The organism is uncultured Marinobacter sp. (assembly GCF_947488835.1).
Taxonomy (GTDB): Bacteria; Pseudomonadota; Gammaproteobacteria; order Pseudomonadales; family Oleiphilaceae; genus Marinobacter.
The window spans coordinates 1,044,457-1,061,121 of sequence record NZ_CANLBK010000001.1 but is presented as its reverse complement, the minus strand read 5'-3'; the positions used below and the strand labels follow the sequence as shown (position 1 = coordinate 1,061,121).

General features: G+C 55.1%; 18 protein-coding genes. 17 read left to right on the top strand and 1 reads right to left on the bottom strand.

Features of this window, described 5'->3' with window-relative positions; translation table 11 throughout:
* Positions 1-9: 9 nt before the first annotated feature.
* The 17 genes from fliF (at position 10) to flhB (ending at position 15,020) form a co-directional block, all read left to right on the top strand.
* Positions 10-1,710: a flagellar basal-body MS-ring/collar protein FliF gene (gene fliF, locus Q0824_RS04930; RefSeq protein ID WP_298448054.1), complete on the top strand. Its 1,701-nt coding sequence runs from the start codon at positions 10-12 to the stop codon at positions 1,708-1,710.
* Positions 1,703-2,746, top strand: coding sequence for a flagellar motor switch protein FliG (gene fliG, locus Q0824_RS04925; protein ID WP_200201171.1), 1,044 nt, complete (start codon positions 1,703-1,705; stop codon positions 2,744-2,746). The genes fliF and fliG overlap by 8 nt, the downstream gene beginning before the upstream one ends.
* Complete coding sequence (locus Q0824_RS04920) at positions 2,746-3,639, top strand: flagellar assembly protein FliH (protein WP_298448050.1); 894 nt, start codon at positions 2,746-2,748, stop codon at positions 3,637-3,639. Before fliG ends, Q0824_RS04920 begins: the two co-directional genes overlap by 1 nt.
* The gene (fliI, locus tag Q0824_RS04915) at positions 3,620-5,017 is read left to right on the top strand and encodes a flagellar protein export ATPase FliI (protein ID WP_298448048.1); all 1,398 of its coding nucleotides are present in this window, start codon (positions 3,620-3,622) and stop codon (positions 5,015-5,017) included. Before Q0824_RS04920 ends, fliI begins: the two co-directional genes overlap by 20 nt.
* Positions 5,017-5,460 (top strand): flagellar export protein FliJ, encoded by a 444-nt coding sequence (gene fliJ / locus Q0824_RS04910; RefSeq protein WP_298448047.1) that lies wholly within the window; start codon positions 5,017-5,019, stop codon positions 5,458-5,460. The genes fliI and fliJ overlap by 1 nt, the downstream gene beginning before the upstream one ends.
* A 125-nt stretch (positions 5,461-5,585) precedes the next feature.
* The gene (locus Q0824_RS04905) at positions 5,586-5,891 is read left to right on the top strand and encodes an STAS domain-containing protein (protein ID WP_298448045.1); all 306 of its coding nucleotides are present in this window, start codon (positions 5,586-5,588) and stop codon (positions 5,889-5,891) included.
* Positions 5,892-5,915: 24 nt separating this feature from the next.
* Positions 5,916-7,643, top strand: a complete 1,728-nt coding sequence (locus Q0824_RS04900) for a fused response regulator/phosphatase (protein WP_298448043.1) — start codon at positions 5,916-5,918, stop codon at positions 7,641-7,643.
* Between the two features lie 33 nt (positions 7,644-7,676).
* A complete protein-coding gene (locus Q0824_RS04895) occupies positions 7,677-8,033 on the top strand; it encodes an Hpt domain-containing protein (protein ID WP_298448041.1) in 357 nt (118 codons plus the stop codon).
* A 134-nt stretch (positions 8,034-8,167) separates the two neighbouring features.
* Positions 8,168-9,307 (top strand): flagellar hook-length control protein FliK, encoded by a 1,140-nt coding sequence (locus Q0824_RS04890; RefSeq protein WP_298448039.1) that lies wholly within the window; start codon positions 8,168-8,170, stop codon positions 9,305-9,307.
* Positions 9,308-9,481: 174 nt separating this feature from the next.
* Positions 9,482-9,994 carry a flagellar basal body-associated FliL family protein gene (locus Q0824_RS04885; protein WP_298448037.1) on the top strand — a complete coding sequence of 171 codons (513 nt, stop codon included), beginning with the start codon at positions 9,482-9,484 and terminating at the stop codon, positions 9,992-9,994.
* Between the two features lie 53 nt (positions 9,995-10,047).
* The gene (gene fliM, locus Q0824_RS04880) at positions 10,048-11,046 is read left to right on the top strand and encodes a flagellar motor switch protein FliM (RefSeq protein WP_298448035.1); all 999 of its coding nucleotides are present in this window, start codon (positions 10,048-10,050) and stop codon (positions 11,044-11,046) included.
* Positions 11,039-11,545, top strand: a complete 507-nt coding sequence (fliN, locus tag Q0824_RS04875; RefSeq protein ID WP_298448033.1) for a flagellar motor switch protein FliN — start codon at positions 11,039-11,041, stop codon at positions 11,543-11,545. Before fliM ends, fliN begins: the two co-directional genes overlap by 8 nt.
* A 1-nt stretch (position 11,546) precedes the next feature.
* Positions 11,547-12,002 carry a flagellar biosynthetic protein FliO gene (fliO, locus tag Q0824_RS04870; protein ID WP_298448031.1) on the top strand — a complete coding sequence of 152 codons (456 nt, stop codon included), beginning with the start codon at positions 11,547-11,549 and terminating at the stop codon, positions 12,000-12,002.
* An 8-nt stretch (positions 12,003-12,010) separates the two neighbouring features.
* The gene (fliP, locus tag Q0824_RS04865; RefSeq protein WP_298449526.1) at positions 12,011-12,775 is read left to right on the top strand and encodes a flagellar type III secretion system pore protein FliP; all 765 of its coding nucleotides are present in this window, start codon (positions 12,011-12,013) and stop codon (positions 12,773-12,775) included.
* Between the two features lie 27 nt (positions 12,776-12,802).
* Entirely contained in the window at positions 12,803-13,072 is a 270-nt protein-coding gene (gene fliQ, locus Q0824_RS04860) for a flagellar biosynthesis protein FliQ (RefSeq protein WP_071267679.1), read from the top strand.
* Between the two features lie 3 nt (positions 13,073-13,075).
* On the top strand, positions 13,076-13,861 hold the full coding sequence (gene fliR / locus Q0824_RS04855) for a flagellar biosynthetic protein FliR (RefSeq protein WP_298448028.1): 786 nt from the start codon (positions 13,076-13,078) through the stop codon (positions 13,859-13,861).
* Between the two features lie 22 nt (positions 13,862-13,883).
* Positions 13,884-15,020, top strand: a complete 1,137-nt coding sequence (flhB, locus tag Q0824_RS04850) for a flagellar biosynthesis protein FlhB (RefSeq protein ID WP_298448026.1) — start codon at positions 13,884-13,886, stop codon at positions 15,018-15,020.
* 386 nt (positions 15,021-15,406) lie between these two features.
* Here the strand turns inward: flhB and Q0824_RS04845 are convergent, their stop codons facing one another.
* Positions 15,407-16,663 (bottom strand): uracil-xanthine permease family protein, encoded by a 1,257-nt coding sequence (locus tag Q0824_RS04845; protein WP_298448024.1) that lies wholly within the window; start codon positions 16,661-16,663, stop codon positions 15,407-15,409.
* Positions 16,664-16,665 lie beyond the last annotated feature (2 nt).

Below are 16,665 nucleotides of genomic sequence, written 5' to 3'. Positions count from 1 at the left end.
AGCACAGACATGGCCAGCGTTCCCGCAGAAACAATCCCTAATATGCCAGCCACTCAGGGTGGCGGTGGCTCCGAAAGCAACAATGATTTGTTTCTGGGCTTTAACCGCCTGAACCTGCTGCGGCAGGTTGGCCTGATGGTGGGGCTTGCTGCCAGTGTTGCCTTGGGCCTCGCAGTTGTACTCTGGGCGCAGGAACCGAATTATCAGCCAGTGGTGGGGGATTTGTCTGCATACAACCCGCAAGACGTAACCACCATTCTCGACAGCAATGGCATCGATTATAAAATGGATACGCGCTCCGGTGCTCTGTTGGTGCCTTCCGATCAGGTATACACGGCTCGGCTTAAATTGGCTGCCGAGGGCGTTACGGATCAAAAAACCATGGGTTACGAACTGCTCGACAAGGATCGTGGCCTGGGTACCTCCCAGTTCATGGAAACCGTCAGCTACCGCCGTGGTCTTGAGGGCGAGTTGGCGCGCACCATCAGCAGTATGCGTGGCGTGCGCGCTGCCCGGGTTCACCTGGCTATTCCGGAGCGTTCCGTATTTGTGCGGGATGCCCGCGATCCCACCGCATCGGTTTTCCTGGAAGTATTTGCAGGCCGTCGCCCGGAACAGGAACAGATTGCAGCGATTGTGAATCTGGTTGCCGGCAGTATTCCAATGATGAACAAAGACCATGTCACGGTTGTTGATCAGAACGGGAACCTGTTGACTGGTAAAACTACTCGCGGCGATGGCGAGCGGATGCAGGATCAATACGAATACACCTCGCGCCTGGAAGAGAGGCTGACGCGCCGCGTTGCCTCCCTGATTGCGCCTATTGTTGGCGAAGGCCGGTACCGGGCCGAAGTGTCTGCAGACCTGGATTTCTCTTCAGTTGAGCAGGCCGAGGAGCTGTTCAACCCGGAGCAACAAGCGGTGCGCAGCGAGCGTGATCTCACTGAGCAACGTGTCGCCGGTTTTAACGGCGGCGTGCCGGGGGCTCTGTCCAATCAGCCTCCTGCAAACGCGACGGTGCCTGAACAGGCTAATGCGCAAGCCGGCAATGTAGAGGGCGGCGTGCCGGTACCACCGCCGGTGAACGTGCGTAAGGAGTCTACTCGCAACTATGAGATGGATCGCACGGTTAGCTACACCCGGCAGGAGCTCGGACGCGTAAGGCGTGTAACGGTTGCACTGGCTGTAGACGACATGAAAGTGGTCAATCCGGACACCGGCGCGGTAACCTATGAAGCCTGGCCCGAGCAGGAGTTGCAGCGGCTGAGCATGCTGGTGCGGGATGCTGTAGGCTATTCCGCTGCGCGCGGCGACAGTGTGACCGTAATGAATACAGCGTTCGCCCCGGAAGAAGCTTACGAGTTTGAAACACCGGGGTTCTGGGAGCAGCCCTGGTTTTGGGATCTCATGAAGCAGGTTCTGGCTGGTCTGGTGATTTTGGTACTGGTGCTAGGCCTGTTGCGACCAACATTGAAGAGCCTGTCCGGTGGTGGCCAGCGTTCCCGGGGTGGGGATTCTGATTTGGATGGGTATGATGACGAAGGTGACAACGACGCTTTGCGGAAGGCATTGTCCTCGCAGGACGACTTGCTTTTGCCGGGCGCTACAGACAGCTATGATAGACAACTGAATGCTCTTAAAGGCCTGATTGCCGAAGATCCGGCGAGGGTCTCTCAGGTGATGCGCCAGTGGGTGAATGTTGATGACTGATCAATCCGGAGCGCCAGGTGCTGATGCACCCAAAGCGCCTCAAAGGAAGATTCCTCGGGTAGAGCAGGCGGCGATTCTGCTGATGTCTCTGGGCGAAGCAGATGCTGCTGAAGTGCTCAAGCATATGGGCCCCAAAGAGGTCCAGCGGGTGGGTGTTGCCATGGCTCAGATGAAGGACGTGAGCAAGGGTGATGTGACCTATGTGTTGAACCAGTTTGTGGATGCAGTAGGCGGCCAAACCGGACTGGGTGTGGGCAATGACGATTATATTCGCGCCATGCTGACTCAGGCTCTGGGCGACGACAAGGCCGCGAGCCTGATTGATCGCATTCTTATCGGCGGCAATACCACCGGTCTCGATACACTGAAATGGATGGAGCCGAGAGCTGTCGGCGATATTATCCGTTACGAACACCCGCAGATTCAGGCCATAGTTATCTCCTATCTTGATCCGGACCAAGCTGCCGAGATTTTGGCAACTCTGGATGAAAAGGTACGCCTCGACGTAATGATGCGGGTGGCCTCGCTCGAAAGCATTCAGCCCCAAGCCCTGCAAGAGCTCAACGACATTCTGGAGAAACAGTTCTCCGGCGGATCGGCGGCCCAGACCAGCCGCATAGGCGGTATAAAGCGGGCGGCGGACATTATGAACTTTATGGATCGCAGCATTGAAGGCAGCCTGCTGGATTCCATCAAGGATATGGATCCGGACCTCGCAACCACCATCGAAGACCTCATGTTTGTGTTTGATAACCTCAAGGATATCGACGACCGGGGTATTCAGGCGTTGCTGAGAGAGGTGTCCTCTGAAGTGCTGGTTGTTGCCCTGAAAGGTGCCGATGACGCGGTTCAGGAAAAGATATTCAAGAACATGTCCAAGCGAGCAGCCGAGTTGTTGCAGGATGATCTGGAAGCGAAAGGCCCGGTGCGGGTGAGCGAAGTAGAATCCGCTCAGAAAGACATTATTAACATTGCCCGTCGTATGGCCGAAGCGGGAGAAATCACGCTGGGCGGCGCGGGTGAAGAAATGATGTGATGAAAGACTCCTCCAAAGATACTGTTAAAGATCTCAGCCGCATTCCCAAGGAGGAACTGACCGCCTATGAGCGGTGGGAGCTCCCCTTGCTGGATGCTCGTGGTAATGAGGTTGCCCGCGTGGAAGAGCGTGACCTGAAGCCTCTGACCGCTGGCGATATGGCTGAAATTCGCCAGGCTGCGCATGAAGATGGCCTTAACGAAGGCCGGGAGCAGGGATTGCAGGAGGGCCGAGCCGCAGGTTTTGAACAGGGCCATAAAGAAGGCCTTGAAGCAGGGCTTGCCGAAGGGAAAGAGCGCGGCCAGAACGAAGGTTACGATGAAACCCGCAAGGACGTCAGCGCAAGCCTTGATCGCCTTGAACAGTTGCTGGGAGAGTTACTGGTGCCTATCGGTCGGCACCAGGATGAAATTGAAACGTCACTGCTGAACCTGACCATGGTTCTTGCCCGGGCCGTTGTTTACCGCGAACTGACCATCGACTCTTCACAGATACGCAAAGTGGTGCGGCGTGCCATAGAAGCATTGCCCACAACAGCAGAAAACGTCCGAATTTATGTTCATCCGGACGACCAAAGTGCCGTTCGCGAAGTAGCCGAGCGTTTTGAAGCGACAGCCTCTGTTGTGGAAGATGATAAGGTATTGCCTGGCGGCTGTCGGGTTGAAACCCGCAATAGCCTTGTAGACTTTACCGTCGAAAAACGCTTTCAGCGTGCTGTTCAGAGCATGTTGGAGCAGCAGATTGGTGACGGTGAAAACGGTGAGCCAGAAGAACTGGGTGCACTGATGGATGACTTGACAGATTTTCAGCGGGACGTGCTGAGCTCCCCGGGAGAAACACCCACTGAAGATAAACCCATCGAAGGCGAGCCAGATGACATCCTCCCTGGCTGATCGCCTCAATCGATATCAGGCGTACCTCCGTGCAGATCTGGAACCCGAGCTTTCCGGGCGCCTGACCAGAATGGTCGGGCTAACGCTCGAGTGTGTCGGCTGCCCCATGGTGGTGGGCGACCGCTGCGTGATCAAAGGAGAGGGCGGTAGCACCGTTGAGGCCGAAGTGGTGGGGTTTGAGGATGATAAAGTCTACCTCATGCCGCTAACGGCCATTGAGGGCCTCAAGCCTGGGGCAAGGGTGGTTCGGCTATCGTCTGCCAGCCGGGTACCTGTTGGTCCGCTTATGCTTGGCCGTGTGGTGGATGGCAGTGGCGAGCCCCTTGATGGCAAAGGGCCATTGCAGGCTGAAGCCCGAGTGCCTCTGACCGGCGATATCATCAACCCCCTTAACCGCGCCCCGGTGCGCCAATCCATGGATGTGGGCATCCGGGCTATCAATGCCCTGCTGACCGTTGGCCAGGGTCAGCGTTTGGGCCTGTTTGCGGGCAGTGGTGTGGGTAAGAGTATGTTGCTCGGCATGATGACCCGCTTCACCGACGCCGATATCACCGTTGTTGGTTTGATTGGTGAGCGGGGCCGGGAAGTTAAAGAATTCATCGAGGATATACTGGGTGAAGAGGGCCTGGCGAGATCGGTCGTTGTTGCCTCTCCGGCGGATGATTCACCCTTGATGCGATTGCGTGCGGCCATGCTTACTACTCGCATTGCAGAGTACTACCGCGACAAAGGCAAACGCGTACTGCTGTTGATGGACTCCCTCACACGGTATGCGCAGGCCCAGCGAGAAATTGCGTTGGCGGTTGGTGAGCCACCGGCAACCAAAGGCTACCCGCCGTCGGTATTTGCCAAATTACCGCAACTGGTGGAGCGTACCGGCAATGGTTTGCCCGGGGGCGGCTCCATTACTGCGTTCTATACTGTGTTGACTGAAGGCGACGACCAGCAAGACCCCATTGCAGATGCCGCCAGAGCCATACTGGATGGTCATATTGTGCTGTCCCGAAGGCTTGCGGAAGAGGGCCATTACCCAGCCATCGACGTTGAAGCGTCCATCAGCCGGGTTATGCCACAAGTAACAGAAACCGAGCATTTTGCCCGTTCCCAGCGGTTCAAACAGGTTTACTCACGTTATCAGCAGGCACGGGATTTGATCAGTGTAGGTGCATACGTGAAAGGCTCCGACCCCGAAACCGATTTCGCCATTACCCACATCAGCAACATGCGCCAGTTCCTGCAGCAGGATCTGAACGAGCGTGCGTCGCTACCTGAAAGTATTGAGGGCTTGTTGTCGGTGGTGCCCGAGAGGCGTTCACCGGAACGCCGTAGATCCGCCGCTCCTGACCCAACGGCCGGAGCCACTAGAGGTGCTGGTTAATGCTACGCTCCCAACGCCTCGCAGTTGTGCTCACTCTCGAAGAACGGAAGGAGAAGGAAGCGCTGGAGCAGATGGGCAAGGCTCGCGAAGTGGTGGAGCAACACAGTGAGCAGGTCGAAAAGCTCAACCGTTACCAGCAGGAATACCGGGATCAGATCCGAAACAACGCCCATGGCGTGGTGCAGGTAAATCGTTTGCAAGCCTGGCAGGCATTTATTGCCCAGCTTGATCAGGTTATCCTGCAGCAACAGAAACAACTTGCTCAGGCTGAAGCAATGTTTGAGGCCCGCCGGCGAGAGTGGCAGCAAGCCTGGGAGCGTCGGCGGGGTATGGAAAAATACATTGAAACCTGTCGCCAGCAAGAAAGCAGGGCGCAGGATGCTCAAGAGCAAAAGAATGCGGATGAGGCTGCAGGCCGGGCTTTTGCTCGCCGTCGTCAATGACGCTTGCGCTGAATTAATCTTCACTCCATGCAATCTGACAGCGCTGCGCTATCCTAGTATAAACAAGGTTTGCCTGAACCAAGGCTGCCGAATGTTTTAACGAATGCCACCGGAGGTTTAAGCGGATGCCGATTGAGACTCACCGCAGTCGCGATGGACGGTCCCTGACCATCAAGATAGAAGGTCGCTTTGATTTCAGCACCCATCAGGCCTTTAGGGATGCCTATGAGCATGGTGGGCGAGATGTTAGCGGTTACGTTGTGGATTTGTCAGACGCGACCTATCTCGATAGTTCTGCGCTGGGTATGCTGCTCCTGCTCCGGGATCATGCCGGGGGAGACAGTGCCGATATTGTCATTGAGAAATGCAACAACGATGTCCGCAAGATACTGACCATTTCCAACTTTGAGCAACTATTCACCATTCGGTGATCCCGCAGATCACGGAAACCTGCCATGGACGAATCTGCAGCAGAGACCATCCCCCTTAAAATTCTTATTGCAGACGACAGCGACAGTGACCGCCTGATACTGAAAGCCATACTGAAGCGCCTGGGCCACAGGGTAGTCGATGCGGCCAATGGGCGTGAGGCGGTGGCGCTCTTTCAGTCAGAAGCGCCGGATATTGTCTTGCTGGATGCACTCATGCCCTCCATGGATGGTATGGAAGCCGCGCGACATATCAAGAAACTTTCGTGCGAGCGCCTTGTGCCGCTGATTTTCATTACCTCACTGACTGAACCCGAGGACCTGGCAGGGTGCCTTGAAGCCGGAGGGGACGGGTTTCTCAGCAAGCCCTATAACCGGATAATGATTGAAGCCAAGGTCAACGCGTTCAACCGGATGCGCCTGATGCACCGGGCGCTGTCTAATCAGCGCGACTTGATGCATGAGCGAAACCGCCAGTTGTTAAAAGAACAGCACATAGCTCGGGGGGTTTTTGATAACGTCGCTCATACCGGTTGCTTGAATGCGCCTAACATTCGCTTCCATGCATCCCCCTTGTCAGTATTCAGTGGTGATGTACTGTTCGCCTCGCCACGGCCTGCCGGTGGGATGCTTGTATTCGCGGGAGATTTTACTGGCCATGGATTGCCAGCTGCTATTGGCGCCATGCCTGTGGCCGAATCCTTTTATGGTATGGCGGGTAAGGGTTTTAATGGCGCCGATATCCTCAGGGAGATAAACCAGAAGCTGGTCCGCATACTCCCGAAAGATATGTTCTGCTGCGGTGTTATGGTGGAAGTGGACTTTGCTCTGAATCAGTTAAACATCTGGAATGGTGGTCTGCCTGATATGTGGCTGATGCGATCGCCAACAGAGCGTTCCAGCCTGCCTTCGCGTCATTTGCCCTTGGGGATACTGAGCCCTGATCAGTTTAATGCAGACATGGAAACCGTCAGGTCGCGCCCAGGTGACCGGTTACTCTTGATGACTGATGGCGTGTTGGAATGCACTGACGGAGAGGGGCAGGTCTTTGGCGAGCAGGGCGTTCGCCGGGCTATAGAAAGCGCTGGCTTGGACAGGCATCCATTTGATGCGCTGATGGGGGAAATACAGCGGTTTACGGGGCAGCAAAAGTTTGGCGACGATCTCACGCTCTGCTGTCTGGAAATGGTGGAAGAGGCAGGTCAGGTGGTTTTGCCTGATGCCGTTGAGCTTTCGACCCTGGCTGGGCCAACCCAGTGGCGTAGTGTGTATGAACTCCAGGACAGCACGTTGGGGGAGTTTAACCCTCTGCCACTGCTCCTGCATATTTGTATGGAGGTGCCCGGGTTGCGGAGAAAGAGCGGAGAAATCTATACACTGCTTTCAGAGTTGTACAATAATGCGCTAGAGCACGGTGTGCTTCAGCTTCCATCGGAATGGAAGTACACCCCTGAGGGCTTTGACCGTTACTATTCCGAGCGGGCCAAACGCCTGAGCAGGGTGAAAGGTCACTATATACGGTTCAGCTTTCATCACGATTTGATGGCTTGGGGTGGGCGTTTGCGTGTTGTCTGCGAAGACAGCGGTGAAGGCTTCGACTTCCACAACCATCCTGTTCTGCAAGCCGCAGAGATGGCGCAGAGCGGTCCCCGCTACGGCGGCAGGGGCTTGGCATTAATAAAGCGATTGGCGAAATCGGTCCAGTTTTATAAGAAAGGGAACCGGGTGGAAGTTGTCTATGAATGGTTCTTTTAATAATAACCTTTAACAGGAACAAGGGAGTTGGTCATGGTTGATAAACCACACCTTGATGAAGAAGCTCTGGCGGAGCTTCAGGATGTAATGGAAGATGAGTTCGAAACACTCATTAACACCTACCTCAGCGATTCGAGAGATAGAATTGAAAGCCTGAAGAAAGCCTTAAGTGATGGCGATGCAGGCGCGCTGGCCCATACCGCTCACAGCTTTAAGGGCAGTTGCATCAATATTGGAGCACCGCGTCTTGGAGCCCTCAGCCGAGAAGTGGAGAAAGCGGGGCAGGACGAGCGCCTGAGTGATGCACCGCCTGTTCTTGCGGCCATTGAAGTGGAATTTCAGCGGGTGACGGATGCCCTGCACACGCTCATGGCTGGGCGCGCGGGATAGCCTGCTGAGCCGGCAATAGCACCCAGGCCTATAGGCTGGCACCGCTTTTGCAGTTATCTGGGTATGAGCCTGATAATCCGCTGCGAAGCGGACTGAATCAGGCATCCAGGGTTCAAAAGCGGCAAGAGGTTGCCATGACTCAGATGGTTCTTCCCCAGACTCCCGCACCAGGGATGCAGAATGATGCCGGTGCCTCCAAAACTGGATCAGGTCGAGATAATGTGGCCGGTGAAAGCCGGTATGATTCTGTTTCCCGTTCGGAGCAGAAACGGCTGGATCGCCAACAGGCCCAGCGTCGCGACGATAACAAACAGGCCGAAGCAAAAAGTTCTCGAAACGCCAACAGCGAGCCGAATGCGAACCAGGCTCAGCCTTCGGGGAAGCCCGGTGAACCGGGCAAAAATGGCAAAGCCGCCACATCAGATGAAGCAACTGTGGTTGGTACAGGTGCTGACGGAGCGAGCGCAGAACTTGCGCCCGAGATGGAATCTCTCGCCATTCCTCTTACATTTGCAGAATTACAGGCACTGTTGGTGCCGGCAACAGGGCAGGTATCTGCGGCAGGCGGATTAGCTGCTAACAATCCAGCGGTAACAGCGCCAGGTGCCGGGTTGGTTGCCGGGCTTGCCGGAGTTAAATCGGAACAAACCTCCCCGCAGTTAACCGATGCATTGATGCCCTTGGCCGGTAAATCAGCCGGCTCTGTTGATCCTTCTGCGCTTCTGACAGGAACCCGTTTCGAATCGGCGGTTGAGCTGGTATCCCAACAAAATGCCAACAATGCTGCCGGCAAACTGGCGGCAGACGCACAGGTACCTCTGAGGAGCTACGCAACATCGGTTGATGTGCCGGTAAATCATGCAGAATGGGGCGACAAACTGATGGGGAAACTCAGTTGGCTCACTGCGAAAAATCTGTCGGTGGCCGAAATTCATCTGACGCCTCCTGACATGGGCCCAATGGAGGTTCGGGTACGGGTTCAGAATGACCAGGCCAACATTACCGTACATGCAGCCAACCCTGTGGTTCGGGAGCAGCTGGAACTTCATTCTCACCGGCTCCGTGACATGCTCGGTGAGCAAGGGCTTTCTCTGGCTCAGTTTGACGTGTCGGATAACTCGCGGAACTCGTCTGGAGAGCAGAATGCTGGCGAAGGGGATGGCTCATCGTCCGGGACTGGCGCAACACTCTCAGCACTGGAAGGCGGTGACGAAGGAGGGCAAGCCGGCAATCTTGACCTGAGCTGGAACGGCGCTATCGATGTATTTGCCTGAGCATCAGCACTAAATACTGAGTTCTGTTCGCCAAACGTCTTTGCCCAACACCTCTTGCAAGGCTAAACTGCGGGACTGAACGGAGGGTAGGGCGTTCTGGCCCACTCCTTGCAAACAAATATACAAACGTCATGGACATGAGCGTTCATCGGCGGATTTTTGGCGAAAAACACTATGGCAGAAAACAGCGCAGCTGAAGCAACACCAGCCAAAAAAGGCAAACTGAAACTGATCATTTTGCTGGTGATCGTAGTGATATTGGCAATAGCGTTATCCGTTGCAGGAACCCTGTGGTTTCTAGGTGGCACTATACCCGGTATGGGGGGCGACGCCGCCAGCGAGGACAATGCAGTAATCGAAGAGCCCTTTATACCCAGTGCTTATCTGGAGATCGACAAAGCTCTGGTAACAACGGTTCAGGGAGAGGGGCGCCAGCGTTATGTGCAGGTGTATGTCTCGCTGGAAGCGCTGGGTCCTCAGGCTCTGGCTGCGGCCGAGCTGCACATGCCTTTGATTCGTAGCCAGTTGGTGATGGTGCTTGGGAATAGCAGCTTTGCTGAACTGCAAACGCCAGACGGTCGTAAAAATCTCGCGGCCAGTATGCTGGGTACGGTGAATCAGGTTTTGGAGCAGGAAGGCGAGTCCGCCATCACCAGGGTGTTGTTCAGGAACTTTGTAGTTCAATAGTTAGCGCAACAGAGCCCTTTCTTGGGCAAAGCTTTTCAGCGGCAGGACAAGGTATGCAGGATTTACTGTCACAGGATGAAATTGATGCGCTCCTTCACGGCGTAGATGAAGGTGACATTGATACCTATGAAGAAAGCGACGAAACCGGTGTAAAGTCCTACGACCTTTCCAGTCAGGATCGTATTGTCCGGGGCCGGATGCCGACGCTGGAAATGATAAACGAGCGCTTTGCCCGCTACACCCGTATCAGCCTGTTTAACTTGCTGCGCCGCAATGCGGATGTCTCCACTGGCGGCGTTCAGATCATGAAATTTGGCGAGTACATACACACTCTGTATGTGCCCACCAGTTTGAATCTCTGCAAGGTACGCCCGCTGCGGGGAACCTCCCTGTTTGTTCTGGATGCAAAGCTTGTATTCAAACTGGTTGATAACTTTTTTGGCGGTGAGGGGCGACATGCCAAGATCGAAGGCCGCGAGTTCACGCCAACAGAAAACCGCATTGTTCAGATGGTCCTGAACCAGGTTTTTCAGGACATGCAGGAAGCCTGGCAAGCGGTTATCAAAGTCGATTTCGAATACCTCAGTTCCGAAGTAAACCCGGCCATGGCTAACATAGTCAGCCCCAGCGAGGTGGTGGTGGTCAGCACCTTTCATATAGAGCTCGATGGAGGCGGGGGTGAGCTACACTTTGCTTTACCCTATTCAATGATTGAGCCTATCCGTGACGTGCTCGATTCTGGTGTGCAAAGCGACGTTGATGACGTGGATGAGCGCTGGGTCAGCGCCATGCAGGAAGACATCAAAGAGGTGGAGGTCCCAATAAATACCACTGTCTGCAGGCGCCGGATTTCCCTGAGGGAGGTCGCCAAGCTGAAGGCCGGCGATATTATACCGGTAGAGGTGCCTGAGCATCTGACAGTCACCGCCAATGGTATTCCCATTTACAAGGCAACTATGGGAACCCGGGACGGAAAGCTGGCGTTGAGAATTCATGAGCGGGCGGAACGCCCAAAGGTAAAAAAACAATCGAAGGTAGGACGCAATGGCTGACGACAAGAAAGAAGGTCAGGAGCTGAGCGAGGACGAAAAGCTGGCTGCCGAATGGGAAGCGGCTATGGAAGAGTCCGGTGATGAAGGCTCCGAAGAGTCCACGGATGATGAGTGGGCTCAAGCTATGGAAGAGGCTGGGGAGACAGGGGCTGGTAAAAGCGCCGATAGCAGCGTCCGCACCGCTCCCATGGAGGAGTTTGACGAAAGTGGCATCGCGACCACAGGCAGCGCTACGCCGCCAGATCTGGATGTGATTCTGGATATACCCGTCAGTATCTCCATGGAGGTCGGGAACACCCAAATACCCATACGCAACCTGCTGCAACTGAACCAGGGCTCGGTGATCGAACTGGATCGGCTTGCAGGCGAGCCGCTGGATGTGCTGGTAAACGGAACCCTTATCGCCCACGGCGAAGTGGTTATGGTCAACGAAAAATTCGGCATCCGCCTGACCGATGTGATCAGCCCGGGTGAGCGCATCAAGCGGCTGCAGAAATAATATGAGGATTAAGACGGCGGTAGTGTCGCTGCTCCTGCTGGCAGTTCCTGCCATTGCAGAAGAATCCGCTGAGGCCGTAAAGAGTGCTCCTGCAAAAATGACAGGCAACGCTCCGGATACCTTGGGCACCTTGCTTAGCCTGGGCGTCGGCTTGCTGGCCGTCATCGCCGTTATCTATGGTTGTGCCTGGATCATTCGCAGAATGAATGGCATGACAGGCATGAATAACAATGCCATCAAAGTTGTCTCCGTAATGGCCATTGGCGCCCGAGAGCGCATTGCGTTGATTGAAGTGGGTGGCCAGCAGATCTTACTGGGGATCACCCCATCCGCTATACGAACACTGCAGGTGTTTGAAGAACCGGTTGTGGATGCAGGTAAAGCAAATTCCGGAGACTTCGCCAAACGCCTGCAGGGCATGATTGGCAAATCCTGGACAGCTCCGAGCAAGGAATGATTAGCCCTATGATGGTGGCCAAGCTCAAACGACACTTTCCGCTCTTCGTTGTGCTCGCAGGCCTGCTGTGGACGCCTTTGGCGTTCGCAGATTTGCCTGGCATTCCCGCATTCACCGTTCAGCCCGGTGAGGGCGAGGGTGTTCAGGAGTACACGGTAACCCTGCAAATTCTAGCGTTGATGACGGCGCTGACGTTCCTGCCTGCCATGCTGATGATGATGACATCCTTCACTCGCATCATCGTAGTCTTTGCAATATTGCGCCAGGCTTTGGGCCTACAGGCGACGCCTTCAAATCAGATACTGCTTGGCCTTGCGCTGTTTCTCAGTATTTTCATCATGAAGCCTGTGCTTGAAGAGGCCAACCAGGTAGGACTGCAGCCCTATTTACAAGAAGAGGTGACCTCTTTGGAGGCGGTGGAGCTTGCCAGCAAACCCTTCAAGGAATTCATGCTGGGGCAAACCCGGGAAGACGACCTTGCGCTGTTCATGCGCATTGCAGACGTGAAGTATGATACGGCTCAGGATGTCTCGTTCTGGATACTGATGCCGGCGTTTGTGACCAGTGAGCTGAAAACAGCATTCCAGATAGGGTTTATACTGTTTATTCCGTTTCTGATTCTCGACATGGTCGTCGCCAGTGTGTTGATGGCCATGGGTATGATGATGTTGTCACCCATCATTATCTCGCTGCCGTTCAAGATTATGCTGTTTGTTCTTGTGGACGGCTGGGCCCTGATCATGGGCACCCTCGCAGCCAGTTACGGGATATAGACAGGCTATGGGAAACAGGAGAGCAGCATGACTCCGGAAACCGTTATCGACATCATCCGTGAAGCCCTCTGGATGATTGTGCTTTTTGCGTCTGTCATTATCGGGCCAGGACTGGTTATTGGTCTGGTGGTGAGTACCTTCCAGGCGGCCACCCAGATCAACGAGCAAACCCTGAGCTTCCTGCCGCGCCTGCTGGTAACACTTATAGTGATCATCGTTTTGGGGCCATGGCTACTGACCAAACTTCTGGATCATGCACACCGGCTGATTTCCAGCATCCCCTACCTGATTGGTTAATCCATGACCCCCATGGAACTCAATGCAGACATGCTCGGCCAGTGGGTTGGGCAGCACCTCTGGCCACTGTTCCGCTTGGCCAGCTTTCTGATGGTCATCCCCATTTTCGGTACCCAGTTGGTTCCTGCCAGAGTGCGCTTGGGGCTTGCGCTGTTAATGACTATTTTGATTGTACCGATGATTCCGGAAGTGCCAAAAGTCGAAGCTCTGAGTGCGGACGCCGTTGTTATCACGCTCCAACAAATACTGATCGGCGTAGGCATGGGATTCGCGTTGACGGCGCTCTGGCAGCTGTTCGTTGTTGCCGGCCAGATGATCGCCATGCAAATGGGCCTTGGCTTCGCCTCCATGGTCGACCCCGCCAACGGCGTTAACGTGCCTGTACTGGCGCAAATCTACACCATTACCGTAACCTTGCTGTTCCTTGCCATGAACGGTCATCTGGTGGCGTTTGAGGTGTTTATTGAAAGCTTCCGAACCATGCCCATCGGTATGGAAGGCTTGGGCCAGGTAGGTGTCTGGGAGCTGGCACACAGGATTAGCTGGATGTTTACCTCCGCCATGTTGCTGGCACTGCCGGCGGTAACTGCGGTACTCATCGTCAGCATCTCCTTCGGCGTAATGACTAGGGCTGCGCCGCAAATGAACATCTTTGCACTGGGCTTCCCGATTGGCCTGATTTTTGGATTGTTTGCTATATGGGTGCTGCACGCCAACTTTCTGCCGCACTTCCAGAACTACACTGAGCAAACCTTTGAGTTCATGCGGGGCCTGCAAGGGCAACCCTAACTGATAAGCCAAGAGTTCCAGCATGGCTGAAGAAAACGACAACAGTCAGGAGAAAACCGAAGAGGCCACCCCCCGAAGGCTCGAAAAAGCCAGGGAGGATGGCCAAACTGCCCGATCAAAAGAGCTGGCTACCATGGCGGTCCTGATTGCTGGGGCTGGCGGTCTGCTGATGTTCGGGGCGCAACTGGGTGCCTCAATGGAAGCCATCATGCGTGATGCCTTTACTCTGGAACGCTCAGCCATATTCGACACCCGGCACATGAGCATTCAGCTGATGGCCTCCGCCAAAGAAGCGGCTTGGGCGCTCGCGCCAATTCTTGTTCTCCTGGTTATTGCCGCTATCGCTGGCTCTATAGGCATCGGGGGATTGCTGTTCAGCGGCAAGGCCATAGCCCCCAAACTCAATCGCATGGACCCCATCAAGGGTCTGGGCCGGATGTTCTCCGCACGCTCCCTGATTGAACTGGTCAAAGCTATCGCCAAAGTGGGTTTGGTAATGGCCTTGGCGCTCCTGATTCTGAACGTTCGCACCGAAGACCTACTCTCTATCGCCAATGAGCCGGCGGTGCCTGCCATGGAACACGTGCTCTGGACATTGGGTTGGAGCTTCTTCCTGCTCTCATGCGCGACTATCATCATTGCCATGATCGACGTGCCGTTTCAGATTTTCGATCATCAGAAAAAACTGCGAATGACCAAGCAGGAGGTGAAAGACGAGTACAAAGATAGTGAAGGCAAGCCTGAGGTCAAAGGCAAAATCCGCCAACTCCAGCGCGAAATGGCTCAACGCCGCATGATGCAGGATGTGCCCACGGCCGACGTGGTTATAACCAACCCAACTCACTATGCGGTGGCGTTGAAATACGATCCGGATTCCATGGGCGCACCCATGGTGGTGGCTAAAGGCAATGACCAGACCGCCTTCAAAATCATGGAAATCGCCCGCGAGCACAAAGTGGAAATCCTCCGTACGCCGCCGTTAACCCGGGCGGTTTACCACAACAGCGACATAGGCGATGAAATCCCCGATGGCTTGTACATGGCCATAGCTCAGGTTCTGGCTTACGTGTTTCAACTCCGACAGTTCCGAAAAGGGCGTGGGCCTAAGCCTGGGATGCCTGATTTACCGATTCCGTCTGATTTGCGGCGGGATATTTGAGTTGGGTTTAGCCGGGTAGTTTTGGGGCAGAGCGGTAGCGGCGGACGCTACGAGCCCATCCATGGGGGCTTGACGGTGGCCGTCCTTGGCCACCGACAGTCCTGAACCGCCCCGCCGCTACCGCTCGTCGAACATCACGATATCGCTATGTCGAGATATCTGAGAAGTCAGATAGCCTACGGGTGAGTATCCCTCCCAAAAATGTCGTAGGCCAAGGACGGCCGAAGACAAGCGCACATGGATGTGCCCGTAGCGGTTTTTGGGAGGGATACTCACCCGTAGGCAAACACCAAAGTCGGCAGGCTACCAAAAAGGAAGGTATGTACAGAGGAGAGAGCCACCACCAGTGCCCGAAGGCACCAGTGGGACAACAATTAACGCTGAGGTCAGTCTTCTTTGTGCTCGTAAATCGCCTTGCCCCACGCTTCGCGGCTACCCGGAAGAATCAGGTTCAGGATGATGGCTGCTACTGCACACAGGGCGATACCTTCCAGGTGGCCCAACACCATACCGCCGATGCCGAACACCAGGGTTACGCCCACGATAACCAGATTCCGTGCCTGGGACAGATCAACTTGATGGCGGATCAGGGTGCTCATGCCAACCACCGCAATAGAGCCGAACAGCAAGCACAGAATGCCGCCCATTACCGGTACCGGAATAGTCTGCAGAACCGCACCAAACTTGCCTACGAATGCCAGCACGATCGCAGTGCAGGCCGCCCACCACATAACCTTCGGGTTAAAGTTGCGGGTCAGCATTACAGCACCGGTAACTTCAGAGTACGTAGTGTTCGGTGGTCCACCTAGCATTGCTGCGGCACTGGTAGCCAGGCCGTCGCCCAACAAAGTGCGGTGCAGGCCGGGCTTTTCCAGATAGTTTTTGCGGGTCACGTTACCGATCGCCAGAACATCCCCGATGTGCTCAATGGCCGGTGCTATGGCGACCGGGATCATGAACATGATTGCCCCCCAGCTGAACGCTGGCGCTACAAAGTTGGGAACGGCGAACCAGGGAGCCTGCTGGATGGGCGTGGTATCAACAATGCCTGCAAAAGCAGACAGCACATAACCGACAATAACGCCAAACATAATGGGAATCAGGCGGAAAATGCCCTTAGCCCATACCGAGGCAACAATAGTCACAATCAGCGACGTCATTGCAATCCAAAGGGCTGTAACCTCGGGTATCAGCTGAGCAGCGCCATCGCCGGTGCGGCCGGCTGCCATGTGTACAGCCACAGGTGCCAGCCCCAGACCGATCACCATAATCACCGGACCGATGACTACGGGTGGCAGCAGGCGTGTTACAAAGCCTGTGCCCCGCATTTTTATGGCGCCACTCAGGATGATATAAAGAATACCTGCCGCCATCAGGCCGCCCAGGGTTTCCTCAAGGCCAAACTTGCCTTTGGACGCGATCACAGGTGCGATAAAAGCGAAAGACGAGGCCAGGAAAATAGGGATCTGGCCGCCAGTGACGATATGGAAAATCAGAGTGCCCACACCGGCAGTGAAAAGGGCAACGTTCGGGTCGAGGCCTGTAATCAGTGGCATCAGAACCAGCGCACCAAATGCTACCAGGAGCATTTGCGAGCCGGCAATCGCCTGCTTCCAAACGGGATCCTTGGAGTGGTCTTCCATGA